This is a genomic window from Micromonospora chokoriensis (genome assembly GCF_900091505.1).
GTDB lineage: Bacteria > Actinomycetota > Actinomycetes > Mycobacteriales > Micromonosporaceae > Micromonospora > Micromonospora chokoriensis.
The window spans coordinates 484,060-509,965 of the sequence record NZ_LT607409.1; the positions used below are offsets into that span (position 1 = coordinate 484,060).

23 protein-coding genes are annotated in these 25,906 nt (G+C 72.7%); 14 read left to right on the forward strand and 9 right to left on the reverse strand.

The annotated features are described in order from the left end of the window. Positions 1-3: 3 nt before the first annotated feature. From GA0070612_RS02215 to GA0070612_RS02255, 9 genes are all read left to right on the forward strand, one after another. Complete coding sequence (locus GA0070612_RS02215) at positions 4-1,434, forward strand: aldehyde dehydrogenase family protein (protein ID WP_088986392.1); 1,431 nt, start codon at positions 4-6, stop codon at positions 1,432-1,434. Beyond that, entirely contained in the window at positions 1,427-2,251 is an 825-nt protein-coding gene (locus GA0070612_RS02220; RefSeq protein WP_088986393.1) for an aldehyde dehydrogenase family protein, read from the forward strand. The genes GA0070612_RS02215 and GA0070612_RS02220 overlap by 8 nt, the downstream gene beginning before the upstream one ends. Before the next feature lie 260 nt (positions 2,252-2,511). Then, complete coding sequence (locus GA0070612_RS02225; protein ID WP_088986394.1) at positions 2,512-2,973, forward strand: BlaI/MecI/CopY family transcriptional regulator; 462 nt, start codon at positions 2,512-2,514, stop codon at positions 2,971-2,973. Positions 2,974-2,983: 10 nt separating this feature from the next. Then, entirely contained in the window at positions 2,984-3,889 is a 906-nt protein-coding gene (locus GA0070612_RS02230; RefSeq protein WP_088986395.1) for a M56 family metallopeptidase, read from the forward strand. A 271-nt stretch (positions 3,890-4,160) separates the two neighbouring features. Further along, positions 4,161-5,411: a cytochrome ubiquinol oxidase subunit I gene (locus GA0070612_RS02235; RefSeq protein WP_088986396.1), complete on the forward strand. Its 1,251-nt coding sequence runs from the start codon at positions 4,161-4,163 to the stop codon at positions 5,409-5,411. Positions 5,412-5,428: 17 nt separating this feature from the next. Continuing rightward, complete coding sequence (locus GA0070612_RS02240; RefSeq protein WP_088986397.1) at positions 5,429-6,436, forward strand: cytochrome d ubiquinol oxidase subunit II; 1,008 nt, start codon at positions 5,429-5,431, stop codon at positions 6,434-6,436. Beyond that, positions 6,433-8,127 carry a thiol reductant ABC exporter subunit CydD gene (cydD, locus tag GA0070612_RS02245; protein ID WP_088986398.1) on the forward strand — a complete coding sequence of 565 codons (1,695 nt, stop codon included), beginning with the start codon at positions 6,433-6,435 and terminating at the stop codon, positions 8,125-8,127. Before GA0070612_RS02240 ends, cydD begins: the two co-directional genes overlap by 4 nt. Further along, a complete protein-coding gene (gene cydC / locus GA0070612_RS02250) occupies positions 8,124-9,914 on the forward strand; it encodes a thiol reductant ABC exporter subunit CydC (protein ID WP_088986399.1) in 1,791 nt (596 codons plus the stop codon). The genes cydD and cydC overlap by 4 nt, the downstream gene beginning before the upstream one ends. Positions 9,915-9,982: 68 nt before the next feature. Next, on the forward strand, positions 9,983-10,657 hold the full coding sequence (locus GA0070612_RS02255) for a permease prefix domain 1-containing protein (RefSeq protein WP_088986400.1): 675 nt from the start codon (positions 9,983-9,985) through the stop codon (positions 10,655-10,657). A gap of 21 nt (positions 10,658-10,678) precedes the next feature. Here GA0070612_RS02255 and GA0070612_RS02260 read toward each other — a convergent pair whose 3' ends face one another. Then, positions 10,679-11,020 carry a PadR family transcriptional regulator gene (locus GA0070612_RS02260; protein WP_088986401.1) on the reverse strand — a complete coding sequence of 114 codons (342 nt, stop codon included), beginning with the start codon at positions 11,018-11,020 and terminating at the stop codon, positions 10,679-10,681. Positions 11,021-11,180: 160 nt separating this feature from the next. Here GA0070612_RS02260 and GA0070612_RS02265 point away from each other — a divergent pair, with 160 nt between their 5' ends. Continuing rightward, the gene (locus GA0070612_RS02265) at positions 11,181-12,137 is read left to right on the forward strand and encodes a DNA primase (RefSeq protein WP_088986402.1); all 957 of its coding nucleotides are present in this window, start codon (positions 11,181-11,183) and stop codon (positions 12,135-12,137) included. A gap of 39 nt (positions 12,138-12,176) precedes the next feature. Continuing rightward, a complete protein-coding gene (locus GA0070612_RS02270; protein ID WP_088986403.1) occupies positions 12,177-14,609 on the forward strand; it encodes a transposase in 2,433 nt (810 codons plus the stop codon). Positions 14,610-14,841: 232 nt separating this feature from the next. Here GA0070612_RS02270 and GA0070612_RS02275 read toward each other — a convergent pair whose 3' ends face one another. The 4 genes from GA0070612_RS02275 to GA0070612_RS02290 form a co-directional block, all read right to left on the reverse strand. Then, the gene (locus GA0070612_RS02275) at positions 14,842-15,435 is read right to left on the reverse strand and encodes a GTP-binding protein (protein ID WP_088986404.1); all 594 of its coding nucleotides are present in this window, start codon (positions 15,433-15,435) and stop codon (positions 14,842-14,844) included. Between the two features lies 1 nt (position 15,436). Beyond that, a complete protein-coding gene (locus GA0070612_RS02280; protein WP_030329021.1) occupies positions 15,437-15,814 on the reverse strand; it encodes a DUF742 domain-containing protein in 378 nt (125 codons plus the stop codon). Positions 15,815-15,913: 99 nt separating this feature from the next. Then, the gene (locus GA0070612_RS02285; protein WP_030329023.1) at positions 15,914-16,318 is read right to left on the reverse strand and encodes a roadblock/LC7 domain-containing protein; all 405 of its coding nucleotides are present in this window, start codon (positions 16,316-16,318) and stop codon (positions 15,914-15,916) included. Then, positions 16,315-19,923 carry a sensor histidine kinase gene (locus GA0070612_RS02290; RefSeq protein WP_088986405.1) on the reverse strand — a complete coding sequence of 1,203 codons (3,609 nt, stop codon included), beginning with the start codon at positions 19,921-19,923 and terminating at the stop codon, positions 16,315-16,317. Before GA0070612_RS02290 ends, GA0070612_RS02285 begins: the two co-directional genes overlap by 4 nt. A gap of 502 nt (positions 19,924-20,425) precedes the next feature. Between GA0070612_RS02290 and GA0070612_RS32345 the strand changes: the two genes are divergently transcribed. Then, a complete protein-coding gene (locus GA0070612_RS32345) occupies positions 20,426-20,719 on the forward strand; it encodes a hypothetical protein (protein ID WP_231924438.1) in 294 nt (97 codons plus the stop codon). Positions 20,720-20,724: 5 nt separating this feature from the next. On the opposite strand, the gene GA0070612_RS02300 is transcribed toward GA0070612_RS32345, so the two are convergent. Together GA0070612_RS02300 and GA0070612_RS02305 are read right to left on the reverse strand one after the other, a co-directional pair. Next, positions 20,725-21,798 (reverse strand): adenosine deaminase, encoded by a 1,074-nt coding sequence (locus GA0070612_RS02300; protein WP_088986407.1) that lies wholly within the window; start codon positions 21,796-21,798, stop codon positions 20,725-20,727. Positions 21,799-21,843: 45 nt separating this feature from the next. After that, positions 21,844-22,260: a PPOX class F420-dependent oxidoreductase gene (locus GA0070612_RS02305; protein WP_088986408.1), complete on the reverse strand. Its 417-nt coding sequence runs from the start codon at positions 22,258-22,260 to the stop codon at positions 21,844-21,846. Between the two features lie 58 nt (positions 22,261-22,318). Here GA0070612_RS02305 and GA0070612_RS02310 point away from each other — a divergent pair, with 58 nt between their 5' ends. Both GA0070612_RS02310 and GA0070612_RS02315 read left to right on the forward strand, forming a co-directional pair. Continuing rightward, entirely contained in the window at positions 22,319-22,807 is a 489-nt protein-coding gene (locus tag GA0070612_RS02310) for a MarR family winged helix-turn-helix transcriptional regulator (RefSeq protein WP_088986409.1), read from the forward strand. A 1-nt stretch (position 22,808) separates the two neighbouring features. Continuing rightward, positions 22,809-23,792, forward strand: coding sequence for a putative RNA methyltransferase (locus GA0070612_RS02315; protein WP_088986410.1), 984 nt, complete (start codon positions 22,809-22,811; stop codon positions 23,790-23,792). Positions 23,793-23,794: 2 nt separating this feature from the next. Here the strand turns inward: GA0070612_RS02315 and GA0070612_RS02320 are convergent, their stop codons facing one another. Both GA0070612_RS02320 and GA0070612_RS02325 read right to left on the reverse strand, forming a co-directional pair. Then, entirely contained in the window at positions 23,795-24,475 is a 681-nt protein-coding gene (locus tag GA0070612_RS02320; protein WP_088986411.1) for a DUF4272 domain-containing protein, read from the reverse strand. 111 nt (positions 24,476-24,586) lie between these two features. Next, positions 24,587-25,867, reverse strand: coding sequence for a thymidine phosphorylase (locus GA0070612_RS02325; RefSeq protein WP_088986412.1), 1,281 nt, complete (start codon positions 25,865-25,867; stop codon positions 24,587-24,589). Positions 25,868-25,906 lie beyond the last annotated feature (39 nt).

The following is a 25,906-nucleotide window of genomic DNA, read 5'->3' on the forward strand; positions in this document are numbered from 1 at the left end:
CCGATGTTCGAATACGCCCCCGCCCCCGAGTCCCGCTCGGTGGTGGACCTCAAACCCTCGTACGGGCTGTTCATCGACGGCGCCTTCGTCGACCCGAGCGACGGCGGCAGCTTCAAGTCGATCAACCCCGCCTCGGAGGAGGTGCTGGCCGAGGTCGCCGAGGCCGGCGCACCGGACGTGGAGCGTGCGGTGCGTGCCGCCCGCAAGGCGTACGACAAGGTGTGGGGTCCGATGCCGGGCCGGGACCGGGCGAAGTACCTGTACCGGATCGCCCGCCTCATCCAGGAGCGCTCCCGCGAGCTGGCCGTCCTGGAGTCCCTGGACAACGGCAAGCCGATCCGGGAGTCCCGGGACGTCGACCTGCCGCTGGTCGCCGCTCACTTCTTCTACTACGCCGGGTGGGCCGACAAGCTCGGCCACGCCGGTTTCGGCCCGAACCCGCAGCCCATCGGCGTTGCGGCGCAGGTCATCCCGTGGAACTTCCCGCTGCTCATGCTGGCCTGGAAGATCGCCCCGGCGCTCGCCGCGGGTAACACCGTGGTGCTCAAGCCCGCCGAGACGACCCCGCTGACCGCGCTGCTCTTCGCCGAGATCTGCCAGCAGGCCGACCTGCCGGCCGGCGTGGTCAACATCCTCACCGGCGCCGGCGACACCGGCCGCGCCCTGGTCGAGCACCCCGGTGTCGACAAGGTGGCCTTCACCGGCTCCACCGACGTCGGTCGGGCCATCGCCCGATCCGTCGCCGGCAGCCGCAAGAAGCTCACCTTGGAGCTGGGCGGCAAGGCCGCCAACATCGTCTTCGACGACGCACCCGTCGACCAGGCCGTCGAGGGCATCGTCAACGGCATCTTCTTCAACCAGGGGCACGTCTGCTGCGCGGGCTCCCGCCTCCTGGTCCAGGAGAACGTGGCCGACCGGGTGCTGGAGTCGCTGAAGCGGCGGATGGCCCACCTGCGCGTCGGCGACCCGCTGGACAAGAACACCGACGTCGGCGCGATCAACTCCGCCGCCCAGTTGGCGCGGATCCGCGAGCTGTCCGACGCCGGCTCCGCCGAGGGCGCCGAGCGCTGGTCGCCGCCGTGCGAGCTGCCCGACCGCGGCTTCTGGTTCGCGCCCACCATCTTCACCGGCGTCACCCAGGCCCACCGCATCGCGCGCGAGGAGATCTTCGGGCCGGTGTTGTCGGTCCTCACGTTCCGCACCCCGGCCGAGGCCGTGGAGAAGGCCAACAACACGCCGTACGGGCTGTCGGCGGGAATCTGGACCGACAAGGGCTCCCGGATCCTGTGGATGGCCGACCGGCTGCGCGCCGGCGTCGTCTGGGCCAACACGTTCAACAAGTTCGACCCCACCTCGCCGTTCGGTGGCTACAAGGAGTCGGGTTACGGTCGCGAGGGCGGCCGGCACGGGCTGGAGGGCTACCTCAATGTCTGAGCGGGTCGCGGTACGCAAGACGTACAAGCTCTTCATCGGCGGGAAGTTCCCGCGCAGCGAGTCGGGACGGTCGTATCTCGTGCAGTCCTCGAATGTGTCACTGGCCTCCCGCAAGGACGCCCGGGACGCGGTGGTCGCCGCCCGCGCCGCCGTGAAGGGCTGGGCCGGCGCGACCGCGTACAACCGGGGTCAGATCCTCTACCGCGTCGCCGAGATGCTGGAGGGCCGCCGCGAGCAGTTCGTCGCCCTGGGCATCCCCGGCGACGAGGTGGACGCCGCGGTCGACCGCTGGGTCTGGTACGCCGGTTGGGCCGACAAGCTCGCCCAGGTGTACGGCGGCGCGAACCCGGTCGCCGGCCCGTACTTCAACATCTCCGCGCCCGAGCCGACCGGCGTGGTCGCGGTGGTCGCCCCGGAGCGTCCGGCGCTGCTCGGCCTGGTCAGCGTGATCGCCCCGGCGATCGTCACCGGCAACACGGTGGTGGTCGCCGCCTCGCCGACCGAGCCGTTGGCGGCGGTGACGCTGGCCGAGGTGCTGGCGACGTCCGACCTGCCCGGCGGGGTGGTCAACATCCTGACCGGTGCGATCACCGAGACCGCGCCCACGTTGGCGTCGCACCTGGACGTCAACGCGCTCGACCTGACCGGGGTGACCGACGCGTCGCTCGCCACCGACCTGGAGGTCAAGGCGGCGGAGAACCTCAAGCGGGTGCTCCGACCCGCCCCGGCCGACCACGACTGGTCCGCCGACCCGGGCCTGGCGCCGATGACCGCGCTCCTGGAGACGAAGACGGTGTGGCACCCCAAGGGGGTGTGATCGTCGGTCCTCGGCCTCTTTGGTTTTCCGGGGGATCCCGCCCACTCCGGGCGGTCAGGCTTGATCCCTGCGTGGGCGGGATCCCCCGGAGAACCTGACGTGGGCCGGGACCGTCGGGGTGGGTCAAGATCTGCGCAACTTTGGGGATGTTGCTGCCTCGGGAGCGCTGAGGCAGCAACATCCCCGAACTTGTGCGGATTTTGCGGGTGCTCCGACCCGGGGGTCGGCTCACGGTCTACTACCGGGGGTAGGATTGGGTCGTGACTCGGCTGGGCGATCTTGAGCGTGCGGTGATGGACGTGTTGTGGGACGTGGTCCCCGGCACGTCGGATGGTGTGACCGTGCGCGAGGTGGCCGACGCGCTCGACGGCCGCGAGTTGGCGTACACGACGGTGATGACAGTGCTGGACCGACTCGCCGGCAAGGGCATGGTGCAGCGGGAGCGCGAGGGCCGGGCCTGGCGATACCGGCCGGCGGCCAGCCGTGAGGCGCACATCGCCCAACTCATGCTCGACGCCCTCGACCTGGGCGGCAGCCGGGACGCCGCGCTGGTGCGGTTCGCCCGCTCGGTGACCGGCACCGAGGCCGAGGTCCTGCGGGCGGCGCTGGGCAGCGAAGCCGGCCTGACCGGGCCGGGTTCCGCCGACGACGGCACCGGGCTGACCGACCGCGTGGACGGGCCGACGGGCCGACGGCCCGCCGGCGAGGCAGCGGAGCGGTAGGGCGCACGCCGTGGCCTACGCCGTGCACTTCGCCGCCACCATACTGGCCTGCTATCTCACGGCCCAGGTGCTGGCCCGCTCCACCTGGACGTGGCGCAGCCCCCGGGTGGCGATCGTCTGCTGGCAGGCCGTCGGTTTGGCGCTGGGGCTCTCGGCGATGGGCCTGCCGATGGCGCTCGGGCTGAGCGGTTACGGGCGGCCGACCGGGAGCGCACTGCTCGCCCTGGCCTCCGATCTGGCGCACGGCACCCTGCCCATCGAGGAGACCGCCTTCCACCTGGCCGGTGTCGGGGTGGGCTTCGGCATCGGCGCGGTGCTGCTCGCCACGACAGTACGCAGCATCCACGGCACCGTACGCGCCCAGCGCCGCCACCGAGACCTGCTCACCCTTGTAGCCCGGGACGACCCGGCCGCACCCGGCGCGCTCGTGCTGGACCATCCGAGCGCCGCCGCGTACTGCCTGCCCGGCGTGAAGCCGCAGGTGGTGGTGAGCGCCGGCACGCTGAGCCTGCTGGACCGGGCCGAGTTGGCAGCGGTGCTCAGCCACGAGCGGGCGCACGCCCACGAGCGGCACGATCTGGTGCTGCTGCCGTTCACCGCGCTGTGCCGGGCGTTGCCCTGGTTCGGCTGGGTCCGCGACGCCCACGAGCGGGTCGCCCTGCTGGTCGAGATGCGCGCCGACGACAAGGCCCGTGAGCTGCACGCGGATGCGCCGCTGGCGGGAGCGCTACGCCGGTTCGCCGCGGCCGGTCACCGGATCACCCCGGCCGGCGCGCTCGGGGTGGGCGACCGGGATCTCGACGTACGGGTGCAGCGGCTGCTGGTCAGCGACCGGCCGCCCCGGTTGCTCGGCGCCATCGCCCTCGCGGTCGCCAGCACGCTGGTCGCCCTGCCGATCACCCTCTTCCTGTCCTGAGCTGACCCCGGCGGCGCTCACGCGCCTCGCCCGGGCCCTGCCGCGCCGCGCCCCCGCGCCTGCGCCGCGCCCTGCCGCCGCGTCCTGCGCCGCGCCCTGCTGCCCGATACCAAGATCGCGCTCGATCCAGGATCGAGCGCGATCTTCCCGGCCACACAACTACTACGTCACGTCGTAGACTTCTCTACGACATGCCGTAGTAGACAGACATGTAGTTAAGCTACGTGTAGGGTTGCTACGACAAGGGAGCCAACACTACGGAGAGCCGGCCATGGACACCCTGCTCCTCGCCCGCCTGCAGTTCGCCACCACCACCTCGATCCACTTCCTCTTCGTGGTCGTCACGCTCGGGCTGGTCACCCTGCTGGTCGGGATGCAGACCGCCTGGGTCCTCACCGGCAACCCGAAGTGGGAGCGACTGACCCGCTACTGGGGTCAGCTCTACGTGATCAACTACGTGCTCGGCATCGCCACGGGGATCGTGATGGAGTTCCAGTTCGGGTTGAACTGGAGCGGCCTGTCGCGCTACGTCGGCAACGTCTTCGGGGCGCCGCTCGCCATCGAGACACTCGTGGCGTTCTTCCTCGAATCCACGTTCCTCGGGATGTGGATCTTCGGCTGGCACCGGCTCGGCAAAGGCGTCCACCTCGCGCTGCTCTGGGGCGTGGCGATCACCGCGTACGCCTCGGCTTTCTGGATCATGGTGGCCAACTCCTGGTTGCAGAACCCGGTCGGCTACGAGGTACGCGACGGCATCGCCCACCTCACCGACTTCGGCGCGCTGCTCACCAACCCCAGCCTCGGCATGGCGTTCGGGCACGTGGTCTCGGCCGCGGTGCTGGTCGGCGGGATGCTGATGGCGGCGGTCAGCGCCTGGCACCTGATCCGGCGCACTCCCGACTTCGTGCTCTTCCGCACCTCGCTGCGCATCGGCCTGGTCACCTCGGCGTTCGCGATCACCATGGTGCAGGGCTTCGGCTTCGCCCAGTTCGGCCCGGTCGGTGCGGTGCAGCCCACCAAGTTCGGCCAGGGCCCGGAGGGTCAGGCGCTGATCGCCGAGTGGACCGCCCGCTTCGGCCCCGGCGACTACACGCCGCCGGTGCTGGCCAACGTCGGGCTGGGCTTCATGATCCTGATCGGCTTCACCCTCGGTTGCGTATGGTTCCTGCTCCCCCTGCTGTTCCGCGACTGGATCATCCGGCTGCGCTTCCCGCTCTGGCTGGTCCTGCTCGCCCTGCCGCTGCCGTTCGTCGCGGTGATCCTCGGCTGGATCGCCCGGGAGGTGGGCCGCCAGCCGTGGGTGGCGTACGGGCTGCTCCCCACCGAGCAGGCCGTCTCACCGGTCGGCGCGCCGGTGATGCTCACCTCGCTGATCGGTTTCAGCCTGCTGCTCGGCACCCTCGCCGTCACCAACTGGGTGTTGCTCGCCCGGCACGCGGCCCGGGGCGCTGCCGACCCGGCGCTCGGCCGACCGCCCTCGCCCCCGAACGAGTCGGCCCACCCCGAACCCGCCCTCGTCTGAGCACCTGAGGAGACATCGTGGACCTCGCCTGGTACGCCCTTCTCGGCCTCTTCTTCGCCGGCTACCTGGTGCTCGCCGGTTACGACTACGGCGTCGGGTTGCTGCTCGCCCGACGCGGCGGCGCGGCGCAGCGGCGGGAGGCGCTCACCGCTGTCGGCCCGTTCTTCCTCGGCAACGAGGTCTGGCTGGTGGCCGCCGTGGGCATCCTTTTCGGCGCGTTCCCGATGCTGGAGGGCGAGTTGCTCTCCGGCTGCTATCCGGCCGTCGCCGGCGCCCTGGTCGGCGTCATCCTGGTCACCGTCGGTGTGCAGCTGCGCAGCCGACCCGACGACGAACGGATCCGCGCGCGCTGGGACCGCGTCGTGATGGCCGGTAGCGCACTCGCCGCACTGGGCTGGGGTGTGGTGCTCGCCGCGCTGTTGCAGGGCGTTCCCCGGCAGGCCGACGGGCACGTCGCCGGGGTGTCGCACCTGGTCACCCCGTTCGCCGCGACCGTCGGGCTGGCCATGGTCGCGCTGGTCGCGGTGCACGGCGCGACGTTCCTCGCCCTACGCCTGCCGGCCGAGGCCGCCGCCGTGGTCGGACACACCGCCCGCCGACTCGTGTCGGTGGCGCTCACCGCCGTCGCCCTGGCCACCGTCGTGGGCCTGCTCTCCGCCCGGGTACGCGACGCGGTACAGCGGCCGGCGGTGGCCGTACTCCTGCCGGTGCTGCTCGTGGTGGTGCTGCTGGCGGCCCGCGCGGCGCTGGCGCGGCGGCGGCCGGGGTGGGCGCTGTGCGCCACCGGCGCGGCCCTGGCGATGCCGGTGGCGCTGGTCGGGGCCGCGCTGTGGCCCTATGTGCTGGTGTCCACGACCGACCCCGGTGCCTCGCTGACCGTCGCCGACGCGGCCGCGAGCGCACCGACCCTGCGGCTGCTGGGCTGGGTGGCGCTGCCGCTCCTTCCGGCCCTACTAGGCTTCCAGGCGATGTGCTGGTGGGTTTTTCGAGGACGAACCGACGGTAGGGCACCGGTGTACTGGTGAAGCGCCGTCCGTTCGACAGGCGTCTGCTGCGCCGGGTCCCTGCGGCCCGGCGCGACCTTGCCGTGCTCACACTCCTGGGTGTGCTCGCCGCCGGGTTGATCGTGGCGCAGGCCACCTCCCTCGCGGCGGTGCTGGCCAGCGCCTTCGACGGTCGGCTCGACCGGCCGGCGTTGAGCGCCTTCGTGATCACGGTCGCCGCCCGCTCCGCGCTGGTCTGGGCTCAGGGCACGGTCTCGGCGCGGGTCGCCGCCACGGTCAAGGCCACGCTGCGGGCCGACCTGCTCGGCGCGGTCGGCCGACACGGGCCGGGCTGGGTGGCCGGGCAGCGGGCCGGCGAGGTCGCCACCCTGGCCGGTCGCGGGCTGGACGCGCTGGACGCGTACTTCACCGGGTATCTGCCACAGCTGGTGCTCAGCGTGACGGTCCCGGTCGCGGTGCTGGCCCGGGTCGTCGTCGCCGACTGGAGCTCGGCAGTGATCATCGCGCTGACCCTGCCGCTGATCCCGGTCTTCGGCGCGCTGCTCGGCTGGCAGGCACAGGCCGCCACCGAACGGCAGTGGCGGCGGCTCTCGTTGCTCGGCGGGCACTTCCTGGACATGGTTGCCGGGCTGCCCACGCTGCGGGCCTTCGGGCGGGCCCGGGCGCAGACCGACGTGGTACGCCGGATGGCCGACGGCCATCGCGTCGCCACCATGAAGACGTTGCGGATCGCGTTCCTCTCCGCGTTGGTGCTGGAACTGGTCGCCACCCTCTCGGTGGCACTGGTCGCGGTGCCGGTCGGCATCCGGCTGCTCGGCGGCGGGCTGGCCCTGCAGACCGCGCTGCTGGTGCTGCTGCTCACCCCGGAGGCGTACCTTCCGCTGCGCGCCGCCGGCAGCCGCTTCCACGCCAGCATGGAAGGCCTCGCCGCGCTGGACGAGGCGCTGACCGTCTCGGCCGTGCCCGTCGCGCCCCGGGCCGCCGAGGGCGCCGCCGTTCCGGACGCCCGGCGGGAGATCCGGTTCGAGGGGGTGACGGTGGCGTACGAGCGGACCACCGCGCTGCGCGACGTCACCCTGACCGTCCGGGCCGGCGAACGGATCGCCGTCATCGGCCCCAGCGGCGCCGGCAAGAGCACCCTGCTCGGCCTGCTGCTCGGCTTCGTGACCCCGACCAGTGGCCGGATCACCGTGGGTGGGGTCGACCTCGCCACCGCCGATCCGGACGCGTGGCGCCGGCAGCTCGCCTGGGTGCCGCAGCGGGCGCACCTGTTCGCCGCCTCGCTGGCCGACAACATCCGGCTCGGCGCACCGGACACCCCGCCCGACGCACTCGCCACCGCGGTGCGCGACGCCGCCCTGGACGACGTCGTGACCGGCCTACCGGACGGCCTGGGCACCCTGCTCGGCGAACGCGGTCACGGGCTGTCCAGCGGGCAACGGCAGCGGGTGGCGCTGGCCCGGGCCTTCCTGCGCGACGCCCCGGTGGTGCTGCTCGACGAACCCACCGCCCGCCTGGACACGGCGGCCGAGGCGGTGGTGCTCGACGCCACCCGCCGTCTGGTCGCCGGACGGACCGCGCTGCTGGTGGCACACCGGCCGGCACTGCTCGCCGACGCCGACCGGATCCTGCGTGTCGAGGACGGTCGGGTCACCGAGCTGACGCCCGAACCGACGCAGCAGCCCGAGCCGACGCAGAAGGCGGCCCGATGAGCGCGGAACACCGGTCGGAGGCGGGGCCCGACGCGACACCGGCCGGGCGGGCCGCCGCCGAGCGGGCCGTGCTGCGGTTGGCCCGCCCCTACCTTGGCCGCCTGGTCGGCGCCGGGCTGCTCGCCGCCGCCACCGAGTTCGCCGGGCTCGCCCTGATGGCGACCGCCACCTGGCTGTTGATGAGCGCCGCCGGCCAGCCTCCACTGGACCGGCTCACCGTGGCGATCGTCGCGGTACGGGCGCTGGCGATCGGCCGTGGCGTGTTCCGCTACACCGAACGGCTTGCCGGGCACGACGCGGTGCTCCGCATGATCACCGACGTCCGGGCCCGGGTCTTCGCCACCCTCGCGGCCCACCGCGACGCCGCGCACCGCTCGGGGGACGTGCTGAGTCGGCTGGTCTCCGACGTCGAGGCCGTCCAGGACCTGCTGCTGCGAGTGCTGGTACCCGGTTCGGCGGCGGCCCTCGTCGGGGTGCTGGCGGTGGCCGGGGCGGCGCTGATCTCACCGCCCGCCGCCGGGGCGCTCGCCGTCGGGGTGCTGGTGGCCGGTGTGGCGCTGCCCGTACTGGCCACCGCTGTCACCCGCCGCAGCGCGGCCCAGGTGGCGCCCCTGCGCGGCGCCCTGGCCACCGACGCGATCGACCTCACCCACGGCGCTGCCGACCTGGCCGCGTTCGGAGCGACCGACGTGGCGTTGCGCGCCGCTGAGCAGCGCGCCGACCAACTGGCCCGGTTGGAACGACGGCTGGCCGCCACCGGGTTCGCGGTGGACGCGGCCGGGGTGCTGACCGCCGGGCTGACCGCTGCGGCCGTGGTGCTGGCCGCGCTGGCCGCCGACGTGTCGGGGGTGCTGGTGGGTGTCCTGGCCGTCGGCGCACTGGCCGCCGTCGAGGTGACGCTCGCCCTGGTCTCGGCGGCGCGGCAGTGGACGCAGTTGCGGCCCGGCCTGACCCGGGTGGCGACCCTGCTGGACGCCGGCACGCCGGCTCCCCCGCCCACCGGCGCGACGGCCGACCTGGCCGGCCCGCACGAGCTGCGCTTCGTCGACGTGACAGTGCGCTACCGGGTCGGCGCGGCACCCGCCCTGGACGGTGTCAGCCTGGACCTGCCCGCCGGGCGGAGGATCGCCGTGGTCGGCCCCAGCGGCGCCGGCAAGAGCACCCTGGCGGCTGTGCTGACCGGCACCGTCCGGCCCGTCTCCGGCCGCGTGACCCTCGACGGTCACGACCTCTCGGCGTACGCCGAGGAGGCACTGCCCCGGGCGGTCGGCGGCCTGCTCGCCGAGGCGTACGTCTTCCACGCCACGGTGCGGGAGAACCTGCTGCTCGGGCGGGCCGGGGCGAGCGAGGACGAGCTGACGGCGGCCACCGCGGCGGCCGGGCTGCTGGACTGGGTACGCGCGCAGCCGGCGGGCTGGGACACGCTGGTCGGCGAGGAGGGCGGGCAGCTCTCCGGTGGCCAGCGGCAGCGCCTGGCGCTCGCCCGGGCCCTGCTCGCCGCGCCACCGGTGCTGGTCCTCGACGAACCCACCGAGGGCCTGGATCCGGCGGCGGCGGACGCGGTGCTGGCGTCCGCTCTCGCCGCCACGCCCGCCGGGCACTCGGTGCTGCTGATCACCCATCGGCTCAGCGGGCTGGCCGAGCTGGACGAGATCGTCGTCCTCGACGGCGGGCGGGTGATGCAGCGCGGTCGGCACGCCGACCTGGTCGCCGTGCCGGGCTGGTACCGGGACCAGTGGATGCTCCAGGCCGCCGCCGAACGGGGTTACCTGGCGCTCGCGCCCTGACCGGGCTCGGGGACGGACCAGGGTTCTCCCCGACGCCGGGCGTCAAGATTCCGTGGCAGGGTGGTGCCATGCCGCACCGCGAGGACGTGTTGGTCGACGAGCACCTGCGGGAGTTCGCCGCCCGGTTGCAGGGGCCCGCGAGACTCAAGTCCGACCTGTTGACCGAGGCCCGGCACGGGTTGCTGGACGCCGTGGAGGCGTACCGCGACAGTGGGCTGCCGCCCACCGAGGCGCAGCGCCGGGCCGTGGTCGAGTTCGGCTCACCGGCGCAGCTCCTTCCCGCGTGGCAGGCCGAGCTGGCGGTAGGTGCGCTGCGCGGGCTGTCCCTGCGGATGCTGGCCGCGGCCGGGGTGGGGATGGCCGCCGGCGATCTGACCTGGCGCGGGGCGAGCTGGACCGACGGCCCACGCCCCCCGTCCGGCTACCTGCTGCTCTCCCACTCGGTCGACTGGATCTGGGCGGGTGCGCTGCTGCTCGCGGTGGCCGGTCTGCTGGTGGTCGCGGCCAGCGCCCGTTCGCCACGGCCGGGCCTGGCCCGGTTGCAGCGTGCCGTGGGCGCCGGCCTGACCGGAATCCTGGTGCTGTCCATCCTCGCCGGGTGCGCCCTCTTCGGCTGGTCGGTCAACCTCTGGGACGCCGCGCTGCGTTGGCCTCCGATGATCATCGGTGCGGTGCTGGTCGGAGGTGCCTACTTCTCGCTGACCCGTGCGGTGCGCGGTTGGCTGCTCGCCGTCGCCCGCTGAGCCGACGCCCGCCCGGTGGGGTCAGGCCGGGGTGTGGGGTGGACTGCCCGGATCCAGGAACCGGCCGACGGTCAGCTGGAAGTCGTGCCAACCGGCGCGTTCCCCGGCCAGCGCCCGCCGGCCGGAATCGGTGAGCTCGTACGTCCGCCGCTCCCGGCCGTTGACGGTGCTCCAGGTGCTCGCCACGTGCCCGGCGCGCTCCAGGCGACGCAACGCCGGGTAGATGGTGCCGGTGGGCAGATCGAGGCTGCCGTCACTGCGCTCGCGTAGGGCCTCAATGATGGCGTACCCGTGCAGCGCGCCCTGTTCGAGAACGGCGAGCAGCAGAGCGTCCAAGTGGCCGTGCAACGCCTGGGCCTTCATGCGTAGCTACGCTACTTGTCGAACGGTCGGTTCGCCAGCGCCCGCCGCCAGCAGGCCGAATCCGTGCGCCGAGCGGCCACCGGGGTGCGGGCACCGGTCACCCAGGTCCGCCGACTAGGGTATGTGCCCAGAGTCACTCGCCGGTCAGAGACCCCGGCGGGTGGGCAACCCGAAGCACACGGAGGTCAGCGTGGCCCGCCAGTCGCCCCAACGGCCCGACGCCGACGAGCCCGAGCTCGACGACACCACCGGCGCGGCCCGACCAGACGAGATCGAAGAGATCGACCGCCCAGCGGGCCCGGTCGACCGCGCGCTCTGGGACGAGCTGCGCATCGATCCCGTGGAGATCGCCCTCCCCGCCGGCACCGGCTTCACGCTGCGGGCGTACCGGCCGGCCAGCTCGCTGACCCCGACCGACGTGGCCGAGCGCGACCTGGACGACCCGTTCCTCGCCCGCCGCCAGGTGGTCGAGGAGGACGAGGACGACGAGACCGTCGTCATCCTCGACGAGGAGCTGGCCCAGGAGTTCGCCGACAGCGACGAGGACGAGTCGAAGCGCCGCCGCGCCGACGCCGACACCGACACCGACACCGAGGCCACCGACGAGGAGGCCGAGGAAGAGGTCAGCGACGAGGAGGTGCCGGTCTTCCTCAGCAACAAGGGCAAGTTGCTGCTGTTCAAGACCCCCGAGTCGTTGGTCAGTTTCATCCGGTCCGGTGCTCCCAACGATCTGTCCCAACTGGACAGCTGGAATGAATTGTCCGAACGGGTGGAGCCGGCAGATATCGTGCCGCTCGACGAGGACACCTACGAACTCGACCTCGTCGTGGAGAACCTGCGCGGCGGGCACGACACCTGGGATTCGACCCTGCTGATCGAGGCCGGCGAGGTCGCTCGTGACCTTTCGTACGCATTGCGGCTGCCTGCGGTGCTCGACATGCTCTCCGCCGGCTCCAGTCTCGACGACCTGGACGAGGCGCTGCGGGCCACCGCCAACGGCGGCATCGGCGCTTTCATGGGTCGGCGACGGCTGAAGAAGATCGGTGCGCAGACCGCGAGTTTGGGTTGGCGCACCATTGTCGGCAAGATCTCTGCGGTGGTGGACTGGCGCGACTGACCCGTACCGGGGAGCATCAGTTGCTGGCAGAGGAAAGACCTGTCCCGGGAGGAGGACGACGCCGTGGCGCTCGTGCGCGTTTACTGCGGTCTGGCCTCGGCGGATCCGGCTGACCGACCGGCCTCCGCCGGCTCGACGCTGACGTCCGCTGTGGTCGACGACGCAGGCCGTCTGCTGCATGTCAGCGAGATCAGCGACGACGCCGCTGGCTACGCCCAGCTCGTCGCGCTGCTCGTGGAGCGGTCGGGCGGGCCGAGCGGAGCGGCCATCGCCGCCGACAGCGACGACCACACGGTCATCTCGCTGTTGAGCGCGGCGGGTCGGCCTCTGGCGATCGCCGACGACGACTCGGTGGACGACTTCGCCGAGCGGTTCGCCGACGACGACTCCCTTGAGGAGATGCAGTCACCTCCGGCCGAACGACGGGCCGTCGGCCTGGCCCGCGCGTTGCAGGCCGGCGCGCTCTCGGCGGTCACCCTGCCGGCGCCCCGGGATCTGGCCGGCTACAAGCAGGTGCTCGCCGCGCACGCGGCGCTGGCCAGTGGTCGGCACTCGGCCGCCGTGGCGCTGCGCGAGGTCCTCCGCGAGCTCTACCCGGCGGCCCTGCGGGCGTACCCGGACCCGGCCGAACCGGTCTCGCTGGCGGTGCTCGACGCGCTGCCCGAGCCGGGCATGCTCGGCGGCACCGTGGCCCGTGGTCGCGAGGTGTCGGTCGCGGCCGACGCCATCGCCGCGCATCTTGCCGCCGACGGGGTCGCCGACGCCGACGAGATCAACGAGGCGGTCACCGCCCTGCGGGTCGCCATCTCCGAGACACCCCGGCGCGCCGCGGTCAACCGGGCGCTCACCTCGGCGGTGGCCGAGACGGTCCGGCAGGCCGTCGCCTCCGTACGGGCCTGTGACGCGGGGTGTGAGGCCCTGGTCAGCGCTCTCGGGTCACGGGTCACCGCGCCTGCCCAGGCACCCGGCCGTCGGGCCGCCGCCCGCCGTGGCGAGTCGGTCGGCGAACTGGCCGGGATGACGACCACCGGTGCGGGGCTGCGCTCGGTGCGTCCCACCCCGCCCGCCGAGCCCGCACCGGCCGTCGGGCGCCGCAGTCGCCCCGAGCCGATCCCCGGCAACGCTCCGGTGGCGTCGCCCCGCCCACTCGGGCCGCCCCCGACGGCACCGGCTCCGGTCACGCCGCCGCCTGTCGCGCCCGCACCGATGGCACCGGCCGCGATGGCCAAGCCTCCGGCGTCCACCCTCCCGCACCGCACCGCCGAGCCGGCGCCCAGCCGGATCGACGGCCCGACCAACCGACCGGTCTCCTCGCCGCCACCCCCGCCGCCGGGGATCACCCCGATCGCCCCCGCGCAGCGCGGCACGGTGCCTCCGGCCGAGGCCGGCGAGCCGTTCCGGCCGACGCTGACCACCGCCGCCATCAACAGCGCGCGGGCCGAACGGCAGCGTACGGTCATCCCGCCCCGTCCGAAGACCAACGGCGAACGGTCGAGCCACCTGCAACGCCCGGTCGACGAGCCGCCCACGGGCGGGTTCAGCGCCACCGACCTCAGCATTCCAGTGCCGACCCCCCGGCCCGGCCAGGACGCCGCGCCCCCGGGATCCCGGGCCAACTGGCCGTTGGTCAACAACCCGGAGGACCCGGCCGACAGCTCGCCGAACAACCCGGTGGCCTACCCGTACGGCGGCGGGCGCGGCATCGACGCCCCCACCGACCCGGGTCGGGCCGACGGTCGGGTCACGCCGCCCTGGTTGGCCGACGATCTGCCCCAGGAGCCGCCCATGCTGCGGCTGGTGGAGCCACCGCCGCTGGCCGACCGGGCGCTCCGGGAAGGGCTCAACCCGCCCACGGAGCCGCACCTGGAGACGCCGCCGCTGCGGCTGGTCGACCGGGAGCAGGCTGCTCGCGGTGGTCGAGCGGCTGCTCGCGCCGACCGTGCCGCCGAGCACCGGCCGCTGCCCTCGATGGAGCACCGACCGCCACCCATGGAGCACCGACCGCCGCCGGTCGAGCACCGGCCCCCGCCGGTCGCCGACGAGGGTGACGGCGACCTGCTGATCTTCGCGCAGGCCAAGTCGGCCTGGTTCGTCGGCCACGCCGACGAGTCCGATCTGGACTGGTCGACCACTGCGGACACCGGCTGGCAGGCCGCAGAGCAGGCCGCCCGTCCCGCGGTGGGCGCCGAGACCAACGCCGGGCTGCCGAAGCGTGTGCCTCAGGCCAATCTGGTCCCGGGTTCGCCGCTGCGTGAGGAGCGGCCACTGCGGATAGTGCGCGATGCGGCAAGCCTGGCGGAGAACACCACCGGTTACTTCCGTGGCTGGCGTCGTGGCCAGGAGATCGGCGGTTTCGCGGTGGGTGGTCGGCCCGGTCGTGAGGCGGCCGGCGGTTGGGACTTCAGCCGTGATCACGGGGACCGTGACGACGACCGGGAGTACGAGTACCGCTCCGCCGGTTACCAGTCCTGACCCTCTCTGCACACGACAGCGCCCCCGGTCAGCCGACCGGGGGCGCTGTCGCATGTGTGGTGGGGGGTAGGAGGCCGGGACGCGACGACGCCGCCTCCTGAGGAGCCCGCAGAGCTACCGGCCACAGGGTGCGGGGGCCGACAGCTCCACGGCTCTCTGGAAGCGGCGTGGGGCGCGCAGGGTGCCGCGCCCGGTGGGGGCCGAAGCCACCACCGGGCGTGCTGCGTCCCGATCAGGCCGGGGCGACGGCGCGCGTACGGCGCATGGTGAGCACGTACTCGACCAGCGAGATCAGCACGTGCTTCGTCGACTCCCGGTTACGGGCGTCGCAGGCCACCACCGGAACGTCACTGGAGATCGCCAAGGCGTCCCGAACGTCCTGCGGGTCGTGGTACTGCATCCCGTCGAAGCAGTTGATCGCCACCAGGTACGGCAGGCGTCGGTGCTCGAAGAAGTCGATCGCCGCGAAGCAGTCGGCCAGCCGGCGGGTATCCACCAGCACGACCGCGCCGATCGCGCCCCGAACCAGTTCGTCCCACATGAACCAGAATCGGGTCTGACCCGGCGTACCGAAGAGGTACAGGATCAGGTCACGGTCGATCGAGATCCGGCCGAAGTCCATGGCCACCGTGGTCGTCGACTTGCCCGGCACCTGCCGGGTGTCGTCGACGCCCACGCCGGCCGAGGTCATGATGGCCTCGGTGGTCAGCGGCGTGATCTCCGAGACCGAGCCGACCAGCGTCGTCTTACCGACGCCGAATCCACCGGCGATAACGATCTTCGCCGACGTCACGCGGCCGCCCGGGTTCGGCGGGCGGTGCGACATGTCAGAGCCTGCGAAGTCCACTCAGCACCCTCTCCAGCAGTTCAGTGCCCACCGCGTCGTCGGAGTCGTCCAGGATGGTCGGCTCGTGGACCGCGACCAGGCCGTCCGTCGCCATGTCGGCGATGAGCACCCGGGCCACACCGAGCGGGAGCTGCATCCGCGCCGCGATCTCCGCGAGCGACTGCACGCGTCCGTCACACAGCGCGGCGATGTACTGGTGTTCGCGGCCCTGGCCGCCGTTGCCATTGGCAGCGGCCCGACCGCGCACCGTCGTCTCGACGAGCGCCTCAAGCGCGATGTCGAGCCGGGGACGGGTACGACCACGGGTCACGGCGTATGGACGGACCAACGCTCCGGTCGGTTCGTCACGATCGGCCATCTCGCCGCTCACCTCCTTCGCACCCGTTACCGGCTCCCACCGGTGAAACCCGTCGTTGTTGTCGTTGCAGTTGTGCCGACCTCATCGATCGGCGAGGCGTCAACCCAGCATTCCCGCAGCCGCACGCGGCTGCGGGGTCAGCGCGTCACCGACCCGGTCGACCAGCAGCGCCATCTCGTAGCCGACCTGGCCCACGTCGGAGCTGCGAGCAGCCAGCACGGCGAAGGACGAGCCATCCGAGATGGACATCAGGAACAGGAAGCCATTGTCCATCTCCACGACGGTCTGCAACACCGCGCCTCCCTCGAAGCAGCGCGCTGCCCCCTGGGTCAGGCTGACCAGACCCGACGAGATCGCGGCGAGCTGGTCGGCCCGGTCGCGCGGCAGGTCCCGTGACGACGCCAGGAGTAGGCCGTCGGCCGAGACGGCGACCGCATGCGCGACACCGGGCACCCGGTCGGCGAAGTTGGCCAGAAGCCAACCAAGATCCTGAGTAGTTGTCATCCTTCTTGCTCCTTCTGCCCGCTCCCGGCCACCGGGCCTGAGCCAGACTGCGAGGATTGCCCACCCGAAGTCGCCTCCGGGTTGGTCGGGTTGTCCGAGGTGCTACGCCCTCGCTGCACGCCCCGGTGGTAGGCGGAGAGCAGGCCACGGACCGCCTCCGGGGAGCGCCGCTGGACCGAGGTGGTGGGCTTCTCCACGGCACCCGGCACCAACTGCGCCATCGGCTTGCGCTTCGGCAGACCGGTCGTGGTCGTCTCGCTCACCGGCACCGCGTCGGCCGCCGCCGAGGCAGCACGCCAGCCGTCGTCGGCCGCGGTCTGCCAGCCGTTGGTCTGCGGCTGGGGCCGGCGGTTCGGCAGGCTCTCAGCGAGGCTGGGGCGACCGCCCTCGCCCGCTGTGGAGCCGTTGTCCCGCGGCGCTCCTCCGGCCGTCGGAGTGTCTGCCATCGGTGTGTTACCTGTCGTCCCGGGTGGTGTCTTGTGGACTGCCGGACCGGTGGCCTCGACCGTGGCGAACTGCTGGGTCGCGTTGTCGCCGTTCGTCGCCGGTCGGGCACCGGCGGCGCCCTCCTCCGGACCCGGGCGGCGGGTACGGAACCAGGCCGACTCGAGCTCCCGGAAGATCGGCAACTCCATCGTCTCGTCCGCGTACCGCTGGCGGTTCTGCGCCTGCGGTTGCTGCGGAGCCGATCGGCTCTGTGCAGCCGGGGCGGGGGCCGGGGCCGGAGGCTGGGCCGGAGCCGAGGGCTGGGCGGCTGCGGCGGAGGGCTGTTCGCCGGGTCGCGGCACGCGCGGCAGCTCGGTGGTCATGTCCAGAGCGGCGGCGAGCCGCTCGGGCACCGGCGGGGTCGCGGCGTCCCGGTCGCCGTTCGGCACCGGCGGCCAGGCCGGCGGCGCCGGAGCACCGGCGGCCGGCGCGGGCGGGGCAGACCGGGGCGTGAACCCGCTGAACGACTGACCGGAGGCCGGCGGCGCCGAGTACGGCTGACCCGAGTACGGCTGACCGGACGCCGGCGATGCCGACACGGGCGAGGCGGACACCGGCGGGCCGGCGTACGGCTGGCCCGAGGCCGGGGCCGCGGACACCGGCTGACCGGTGTACGGAGCTCCCGAGTAGGGCTGGCCGGAGTAGGGCTGGCCGGAGGCCGGCGAGGCGGAGACCGGCGCGCCGGAGTACGGCTGGGCGGAGACCGGGGGCGCCGAGTACGGCTGCGTCTCGGGGCTGCTCGGCAGCTGTCGAGGAATGGACGGCTGCTGGCCGGTGCTCGGCCCGTCGTCACCGGCGCGACGCTGCGGCAGCGGGTCGATCCCCTGGCCGTTGGCGGGTCGCGGGGTGAACCCGTCCCCACCGTTGACGCCGTTCGCGCCGGCGGCGCCGGTCAGGTCGGACCAGGCGGGCATCGAGCGGTAGCCGCCGGCGTTGGCCGGGGTGCCGGATCCGTTGCGCGACGCGGGCTCGAACGGACGACCGCCGAGGGTGACCTGGTTGCCGGACTCGCTCGGACGGGGGCCGTTGCCTAAGGCCGGCAGCGCGCCGAAGGCCGGGGCGGGCCCGTTCTGCTGGGGGCTGCCGGTCGCGGGGAGAGCCGGGGGCTGCTGCACCCGACCGGAGAGCGCCCGGGGCACCAGCACCGAGGTGGGCAGGGTGACGTCCGCCACGGTGCCACGGTCGGAGCCGGGGCGCAGCTCGACCCGGACGCCGTGCCGGGAGGCCAGCCGGGCGACCACGACCAGGCCCATCATCCGGGAGACGGCCACGTCCACCTGCGGCGGCGTCGCGAGCCGCTCGTTGAGGTCCTGCAGCTGGTCGGCGCTGATGCCGATGCCGCGGTCCTCGACGTAGAGCGAGGCGCGGTCGCCGACCCGGCGGGCCTCGACCATCACCTGCGAGTCGGGCGGGGAGAACGCGGTGGCGTTGTCGAACAGCTCGGCGACGAGGTGCACCAGGTCGTTGACCGCGTGCGCGGCGACCTCGATGTCCCGGTCGATGACGCCGAACTCGATCCGGGTGTAGTGCTCGACCTCGGACTGCGCGGCGCGCAGCACGTCGATGAGCGCGGCCGGCTCCCGCTGCACGCGGGTGGAGTCGGCACCGGCGAGCACCAGCAGGTTCTCGTCGTTGCGGCGCATCCGGGTGGCCAGGTGGTCGAGCTGGAACAGCTCGGCCAGGCGGTCCGGGTCCTCCTCGCCGCGCTCCAGCCGGTCGAGATGCCCGATGAGGCGGTCGACCAGGATCTGTGAACGGCGGGCCAGGTTGACGAACATGGTGGCGACGGAGGCGCGCAGGGCCGCCTGCTCGGCGGCCGTGCGGACGGCTTCCAGGTGGACGGCGTTGAACGCCTCGGTCACCTGGCCGAACTCGTCACGGCTGCGGACCGGCAGCGGCTCGGCGATCTGGTTCGCCAACTGCACCGGGGTGAGCTGCCCGACGACCTGCGGGTCACGCAGTCGGGCAACCGCCTGCGGTAGGCCGTACTGGGCGACAGAGAGGGCGCCCTGCCGCAGCTCGCGGAGCGAACGGGCCATGGACCGGGCGACCAGGTACGCGAAGAGGATGGCCAGCAGCAGCATGCTGAGCAGCAGGCCGGTCTCCAGGAAGACCTGGCGCTGAACGTCCGTGCGGAGGGCGTCGGCTTCCTTGACCACTTCGCTGTCGAGCTTCGTCTCGACGGTGCGGATCAGCTTCGCGTTGGCCGTCATGGCCGCTTCCCACTGGTCCGGGCCGAACGGTGCGCCGCGCATGTCGCCGGTGGTGTTGCCGTCGATCCAGCCGGTGTAGTTCTGTGCCTGCCGACGGTCGCCGCCCGCGACGGTCTGGTCGTGGAACTTCGCGTCGTCCGGGGTGGCGACGGCCTTGAAGCTCTGCAGCGCCTGTTGCTGGCCGGTGCCACTGGCGATGTAGTCGGTGCGCAGCGCCGGCGTCAGGCGCTTTCCGCCCTTGACGCCCAGCGCGCGGTGCACCACGACCCGGCGTACGGCGAGGAACTCCTTCTCCCGGGCGACCGCCGCGGCGGCGCGCATCCGGTCGCTCAGGTCGTTGTCACCGGCGAGCTGCGTGGCCGAGTCACGGATGGCGAGCAGGTCACTGATCAGGCCCTCGTACGCCTGCACGGTCTCGGTGAGCGCGAGCTTGCCGTTGAAGACCTGGCTGCGGACGCCCGAGAGGTCCTGCAGGTTCTGGTCGATGCCGTCGAGCAGAGCGTCCAGGCTGCTCGGCAGGTCCTCGATGTCGGCCCGCTGCTGCCGGTAGGGGATCGCGTCCTGGTCCACCCGGGAGTTCACCCGGTTGTAGGCCTCCTGGTACTGGGCCGTCGGCTGCGTCCCGTCCGCGCCCAGCAACAGCACGGCGGCGGTGCGCTCGTCCTGCAGACTGTCGACCAGGTCACCTGAATAGCTCGACAGATTCGCCAGGTCGCCGGCCCGGTTGGCATTGTTGAGCGTCTCCACGTGGTCGACCAGACCACTGGTGCCCACCACGACCGTGGCGATGGTCGGCACGATCATGATTAGACCGAGCTTGGACCAGATCGGCATGTCCCCGAGCCGGCTGGCCGGCTGGCGCAGCCGCGACAGGAGGGAGCCCGCCATCTTTGGCCGTTTGCTCACAACACCGCCCTCGCGATTACAGCTTCAACGCGTTGCCCCGGGCAACGCCCAGCGACCGACCCGGCGGGTCGGACCCCCGAGATTCCATCACGCCGGTCGGCAAGAAGAAAGCCCAGGTTGTCCCCGACCGAAGGTGTGATGAGATGTTGATGCGATTTGATAGCAGTCCGTCTGGTCGGAGTAACTGAAGGTAATGGAACATCCGCACCGCGTTGTCCTGCTCGCCGGCCCTTCGGGCTCCGGAAAGTCGTACATTGCGCAGCAAACCGGGTTACCGGTGCTCTGCCTGGACGACTTCTACAAAGACGGCGATGACCCTACGTTGCCGCGACGAAACGGCCAGGTGGATTGGGAATCCCCTCAGTCCTGGGACGCCTCGACAGCGGTGGAAATCATTGCCCAACTTGCCCGTGAAGGCCGAGCCGATGTGCCGGTTTATGCGATCGGTGCGGACCGGCGGGTAGCCACCCGGCCATTCCATGTCGACGGATCGCCACTTTTCGTGGCCGAAGGGATCTTCGCCGCCGAGATCGTCGAGGAGTGCCGCCGCCGTGGCCTGCTGGCCGGGGCGTACGCGCTGCGTCGACCGCGCGGCGCGACCTTCCTCCGCCGGCTGGCCCGTGACCTGTCCGAGCAGCGCAAGGCTCCCCGGGTGCTGGTCCGGCGGGGCGTGGCGCTGCTCCGGGCCGAGCCCGCGGTCCTGCGGCGGCAGACCGGGCTGGGCGCGGAGGCGGCCCGCGCCCGCGAGGTGCTGCGCCGGGTGGCCGGCCTGCTCGCCGGCCACCCGCACGGCTGAGGTGGTCAGGCCAGCAGCTTGGCGTACGCCGGCTTGATCACCTCATCGATGATCCGGAGCCGCTCGTCGAACGGGATGAAGGCGCTCTTCATCGCGTTGATGGTGAACCACTGCAACTCCTTCCAGCCGTAGCCGAAGGTGTCCACCAGCAGCGACATCTCCCGCGACATGCAGGTGCCGCTCATCAGCCGGTTGTCGGTGTTGACCGTCACCCGGAAGCGCAGGTCCCGCAGCAGGCCGATCGGGTGGTCCGCGATGGAGGACACCGCACCGGTCTGCACGTTCGAGGAGGGGCACAGCTCCAGGGGAATCCGCTTGTCCCGGACGTACGCGGCCAGCCGACCGAGCGCGCCGTCGGGGGCGATGTCGTCGACGATCCGTACCCCGTGGCCGAGCCGGTCCGCTCCGCACCACTGGATCGCCTGCCAGATGGACGGCAACCCGAACGCCTCGCCGGCGTGGATGGTGAAGTGGAAGTTCTCCCGCTGGAGGTACTCGAAGGCGTCCAGGTGCCGGGTGGGCGGGAAACCCGCCTCGGCGCCGGCGATGTCGAAGCCGACCACCCCGGCGTCCCGGTGCCGCACGGCCAGCTCGGCGATCTCCTGGGATCGGGCGGCGTGCCGCATCGCGGTGAGCAGGGTGCCCACCCGGATGGTCAGGCCCGCCTCGACCGCCTGGGCGGCGCCCTCGGCGAACCCGGCCAGCACCGCCTCGACCACCTCGTCCAGGCTGAGGTCCTGTTCCAGGTGCTGCTCCGGGGCGAAGCGCACCTCGGCGTAGACCACTCCGTCGGCCGCCAGGTCGAGGGCGCACTCGCGGGCGACCCGCCGCAGCGCCGGTGCGGTCTGCATGACCGCGACGGTGTGCGCGAACGTCTCGAGGTAGCGCTCCAGGGAACCGGAGTCGGCCGCCTCCGCGAACCAGCGCCCCAGCGCCTCGGGATCGGTGGCGGGCAGCTCGTGGCCCACCTCGGCGGCCAGGTCGACGATTGTCGCCGGCCGCAGCCCGCCGTCGAGGTGGTCGTGCAGCAGCGCCTTCGGGACCTTGACGATGTCCTCGTACCGGATTGTTGCGACCATGCTCAGACCCTAGTCAGCCGGCTTGCGCCCAGCCGAGCAGGCCGCTCATCCGGGCCAGCCGTAGACGCGTTCGACGGTGAGCCGGATGACCACTCGACCGTCGGCGACCATGGCGGTCCGGTACTCCGCCCAGTCGGGGTGCTCGCCGCGGATGCGCCGGTAGACCTCGATCAGTTCCCGAACGGTGTCGTCGTCCTCGGCGGCGGCGGGTGGGGTGAGGGTGGCGGTGCCGTCGGCGACCGCGTACGCGCCACCGTCGCCGGTCGTCACGTGGAAGCTCGCCCGGGGGTCGCGGCGCAGGTTGCGGGCCTTGGCGCGGTCGCCGACGGTCGAGCATCGAATGAGCCCCGGCTCGGCCAGGTAGTCGAGGTTCGACAGTTGGGGTCGGCCGTCGCGGCGCACTGTGACCAGCACTCCGCGTCCACGTTCGCCGAAGAGCTGCCAGAGGTCATTCGTTGACATGTCATCGACCGTAGGGGGTGATTCGATGACATGTCAACGATCCGGGTAGGCTGGCGGCATGGACGCGCCACGGTGGCTGGACGAGCGGGAGGACCGCGCCTGGCGGGGCTACCGCCGGATGCGTCGCCTGCTCGACCTGGAGCTGGCCCGGGACCTGACGCAGGACAGCGGCCTCTCCGAGCCCGACTACGACGTGCTCTCCGACCTCTCGGAGTCACCGGAGGGACGTCTGCGCCTCCGCGACCTGGCCGACCGGATGCTCTGGTCCCGCAGTCGGCTCTCCCACCACCTCACCCGCATGCAGCAACGCGGCCTGGTGACCCGGGAGGAGTGCCCGGACGACGCCCGGGGCTCGATAGTCGTGCTCACCCCGGCCGGTCGGGAGGCCATCGAGGTCGCGGCACCCGGCCACCTGGCCGCCGTCCGCCGGAACCTCATCGACCTGCTCACCCCCGCCGAGATCGAGGCGCTCGGCGCGCTCACCCACCGGGTGGTGGACCACCTGACTGGTCAGCAGCCCCGCCCACGGCACGAGCCGGTGGCCTGACGTGGATCCCCGGATCCTGCACCGGATGCGCTGCCCGGTCTGCGGCGAGCCGTTGAGCGAGACGACAGTGGGCACCGCCCGGGCCGTGCGCTGCCCGCGCCGGCACAGCTTCGACATCGCCCGCCAGGGTTACGTCAACCTGCTCGCCGGTCGCGCCCCGCACGTCGGGGACACCGCCGAGATGATCGCGGCCCGGGAGGACTTCCAGGCCGCCGGCCACTACGACGTCATCTCCGCCGCCCTCGCCACCGCCGCCACGGAGGCCCTCGGCCGTCACGACACGTCACGCCCCGCAGGCTCCGCTCCCACCGGGGCACCGGTCGCCGACCAGGGGTGTCGCCTGGAGGTAAGCAGAGCAAAGGACACCACAGCGGGGGTACGCTCCCAGCCCTCGACACCCGACGTCGACGCGTACCCCCTGGTGGTGGACGCCGGCGCCGGCACCGGCCGGTACCTCGGCGCGGTGCTGGCGGCGCTGCCGGACGCCGTGGGTCTGGCCCTGGACGTGTCCAAGCCGGCGCTGCGTCGCGCCGCCCGCGCGCATCCCCGGGCCGCCGCCGCGCTCGCCGACACCTGGCAGCGGCTGCCGCTGGCGGACGCCTCGACGGCCGTGCTGCTGAACGTCTTCGCTCCGCGCAACGGTCCGGAGTTCCACCGGGTGCTCGATCCGGCCGGCACCCTGCTCGTGGTCACGCCGGACGCCGACCACCTCGCCGAGCTGGTGGACGCGCTCGACCTGCTCCGGGTGGACCCGGAGAAGACGGACCGGGTGACCGGCAGCCTGGGCGGGCACTTCACGCCGGTCAGTGCGACAGTGCACCGGGCGGAGCTGGCCCTGACCCGGGCGGAGGCCGCCAGTCTGGTCGGGATGGGCCCGAGCGCGTGGCACACCGATCCGGTCTCCCGCACCGCGCGACTGGCCGCACTGCCCGAGCCCGTCCGGGTGACGGTCGCGGTGCGGGTGGCCGCGTACCGACCCCGCTGACCTCAGGTGGAGAGGTCGACCTCTTCCCAACCCGGGGGCTCGTCGTGGTACGGCCCGCGCAGGATCACCGCCCACTCCAGTGCCCAGCGACGCTGCCCGATCGCGTTCGCGTCGACCAGGCCCGGTGCCCGGCGGCCGTCACGTTCGGTCTCCAGGTAGGCCCAGTCCAGGCAGTAGTGCAGGTCGAGCAGAGCCGCCGCGTCCGCCGGGTGCTGCGGCGCCGTGAGGATCCGGGAGCGCCAGTGCGGGAAGGTCTCCCCTCCGGCGATGTGCGGCAGCCGCTCGACCAGCCGTTCGTCGACGGCCAGCGTCGGGTCGAGCTGCTTGCTCAACCCGAGCACCCAGGCCAGCGCGAAGAGCGCGTCGTGGTGCAGCACGAACGAGCGGTGGTCGCCCTTGCCGCCCATCACGAACTGCCACTCCGGCGGGGTCACCATCTCCACCAGGTGTGAGCCGAGCAGCCAGCTCATCGCCGCCTGCGGGGGCATCCCGAAGCACCGCGCCAGGATCAGGTGCAGGACGGCGATCCGCGCCTCGATCTCCCCCGTCGGCCGCAGGTCGATCCCGTCACCCGGCTCCCACACCAAGGGGAACTGGGCCGGCGGCAGAGGCAGGCCGAGCCGGGACAACTCCTCCAGGCTCGCCTCGCGCACCTCACGTGGGTCGGGGGCAGCAACGGTCACGGCGGGTCTTCCTGTCTGCTCGCGCCGGCGCAGGGCCGGTGGTCCCCCCTTGGCCTGCGACAATAGCGCTCCCAGGTCATCGGCACCATGCCCACCCCGACCCCTGTTCGGTCAGCCGATGCGCTCGATGACCAGCGACGTCGACGCCGGAGCGGTCGACGAGACACGCACCGCCGTAGCGGCCTCCGCCAACGCCGCCGGGATCCGCGTCGCGTCCTCGGCACGCAACTCGTAGAGGGCGTCACCGGCCCGCACCGGGTCACCCGGCCGCTTGTGCAACACCACCCCGGCCGGCACGCTGACCGGGTCCTCCTTGCGGGCCCGTCCCGCACCGAGCCGCCACGCCGCAACCCCCATGGCGTACGCGTCGACGGCGGCGACGTACCCGTCCCGCTCGGCGCGGACCACCTCGACCTCGGCGGCCTCGGGCATCGGCGCGTCCGGGTCGCCGCCCTGCGCCCGGATCATCGCCCGCCAGGAGTCCATCGCCCGGCCGTCACGCAGCGCCGCCGCCGGGTCGGCGTCCGGAAGGCCCGCGGCGTCGAGCATCTCCCGGGCCAGGGCGAGTGTCAGCTCCACCACGTCGGCCGGCCCACCACCGGCCAGCACCTCGACCGACTCGGTCACCTCGACGGCGTTGCCGATCGCCAGGCCGAGCGGAGTGGACATGTCGGTGAGCAGGGCAACCGTCCGGACGCCGTGCGCGCCGCCCAACTCGACCATGGTGCGCGCCAGCTCACGGGCCTGGTCGACGGACTTCATGAAGGCACCCGAGCCGACCTTGACGTCGAGGACCAGCGCGCCGGTGCCCTCGGCGATCTTCTTGCTCATGATCGAGCTGGCGATCAGCGGGATCGCCTCCACGGTGCCGGTCACGTCGCGCAACGCGTACAGCTTGCGGTCCGCCGGGGCGAGCCCGGCGCCCGCCGCGCAGATCACCGCGCCGACCTTGTCCAGCTGTTCGATGAACTCGTCGTTGCTGACCGTGGCCCGCCAGCCCGGGATGGACTCCAACTTGTCCAGCGTGCCGCCGGTGTGCCCGAGACCCCGGCCGCTCAACTGGGGCACTGCCGCGCCACAGGCCGCCACCAACGGGGTGAGCGGCAGCGTGATCTTGTCGCCGACGCCGCCGGTGGAGTGCTTGTCGACCGTCGGCCGGCGTACCGCCGAGAGGTCCAGCCGCTCTCCGCTGGCGATCATCGCGGCGGTCCACCGGGCGATCTCCGGCCCGGTCATGCCGTTGAGCAGGATCGCCATCGCCAGCGCGGACATCTGCTCGTCCGCGACAGCCCCCCGGGTGTATGCGTCGACCACCCAGTCGATCTGCGCATCGGACAGCACCCCACCGTCCCGCTTGACCCGAATGACGTCAACAGCAGCAAAACCACTCATCAAAAGATCTTTCCTAGTCTGTTGCAGATCCCGACCCAC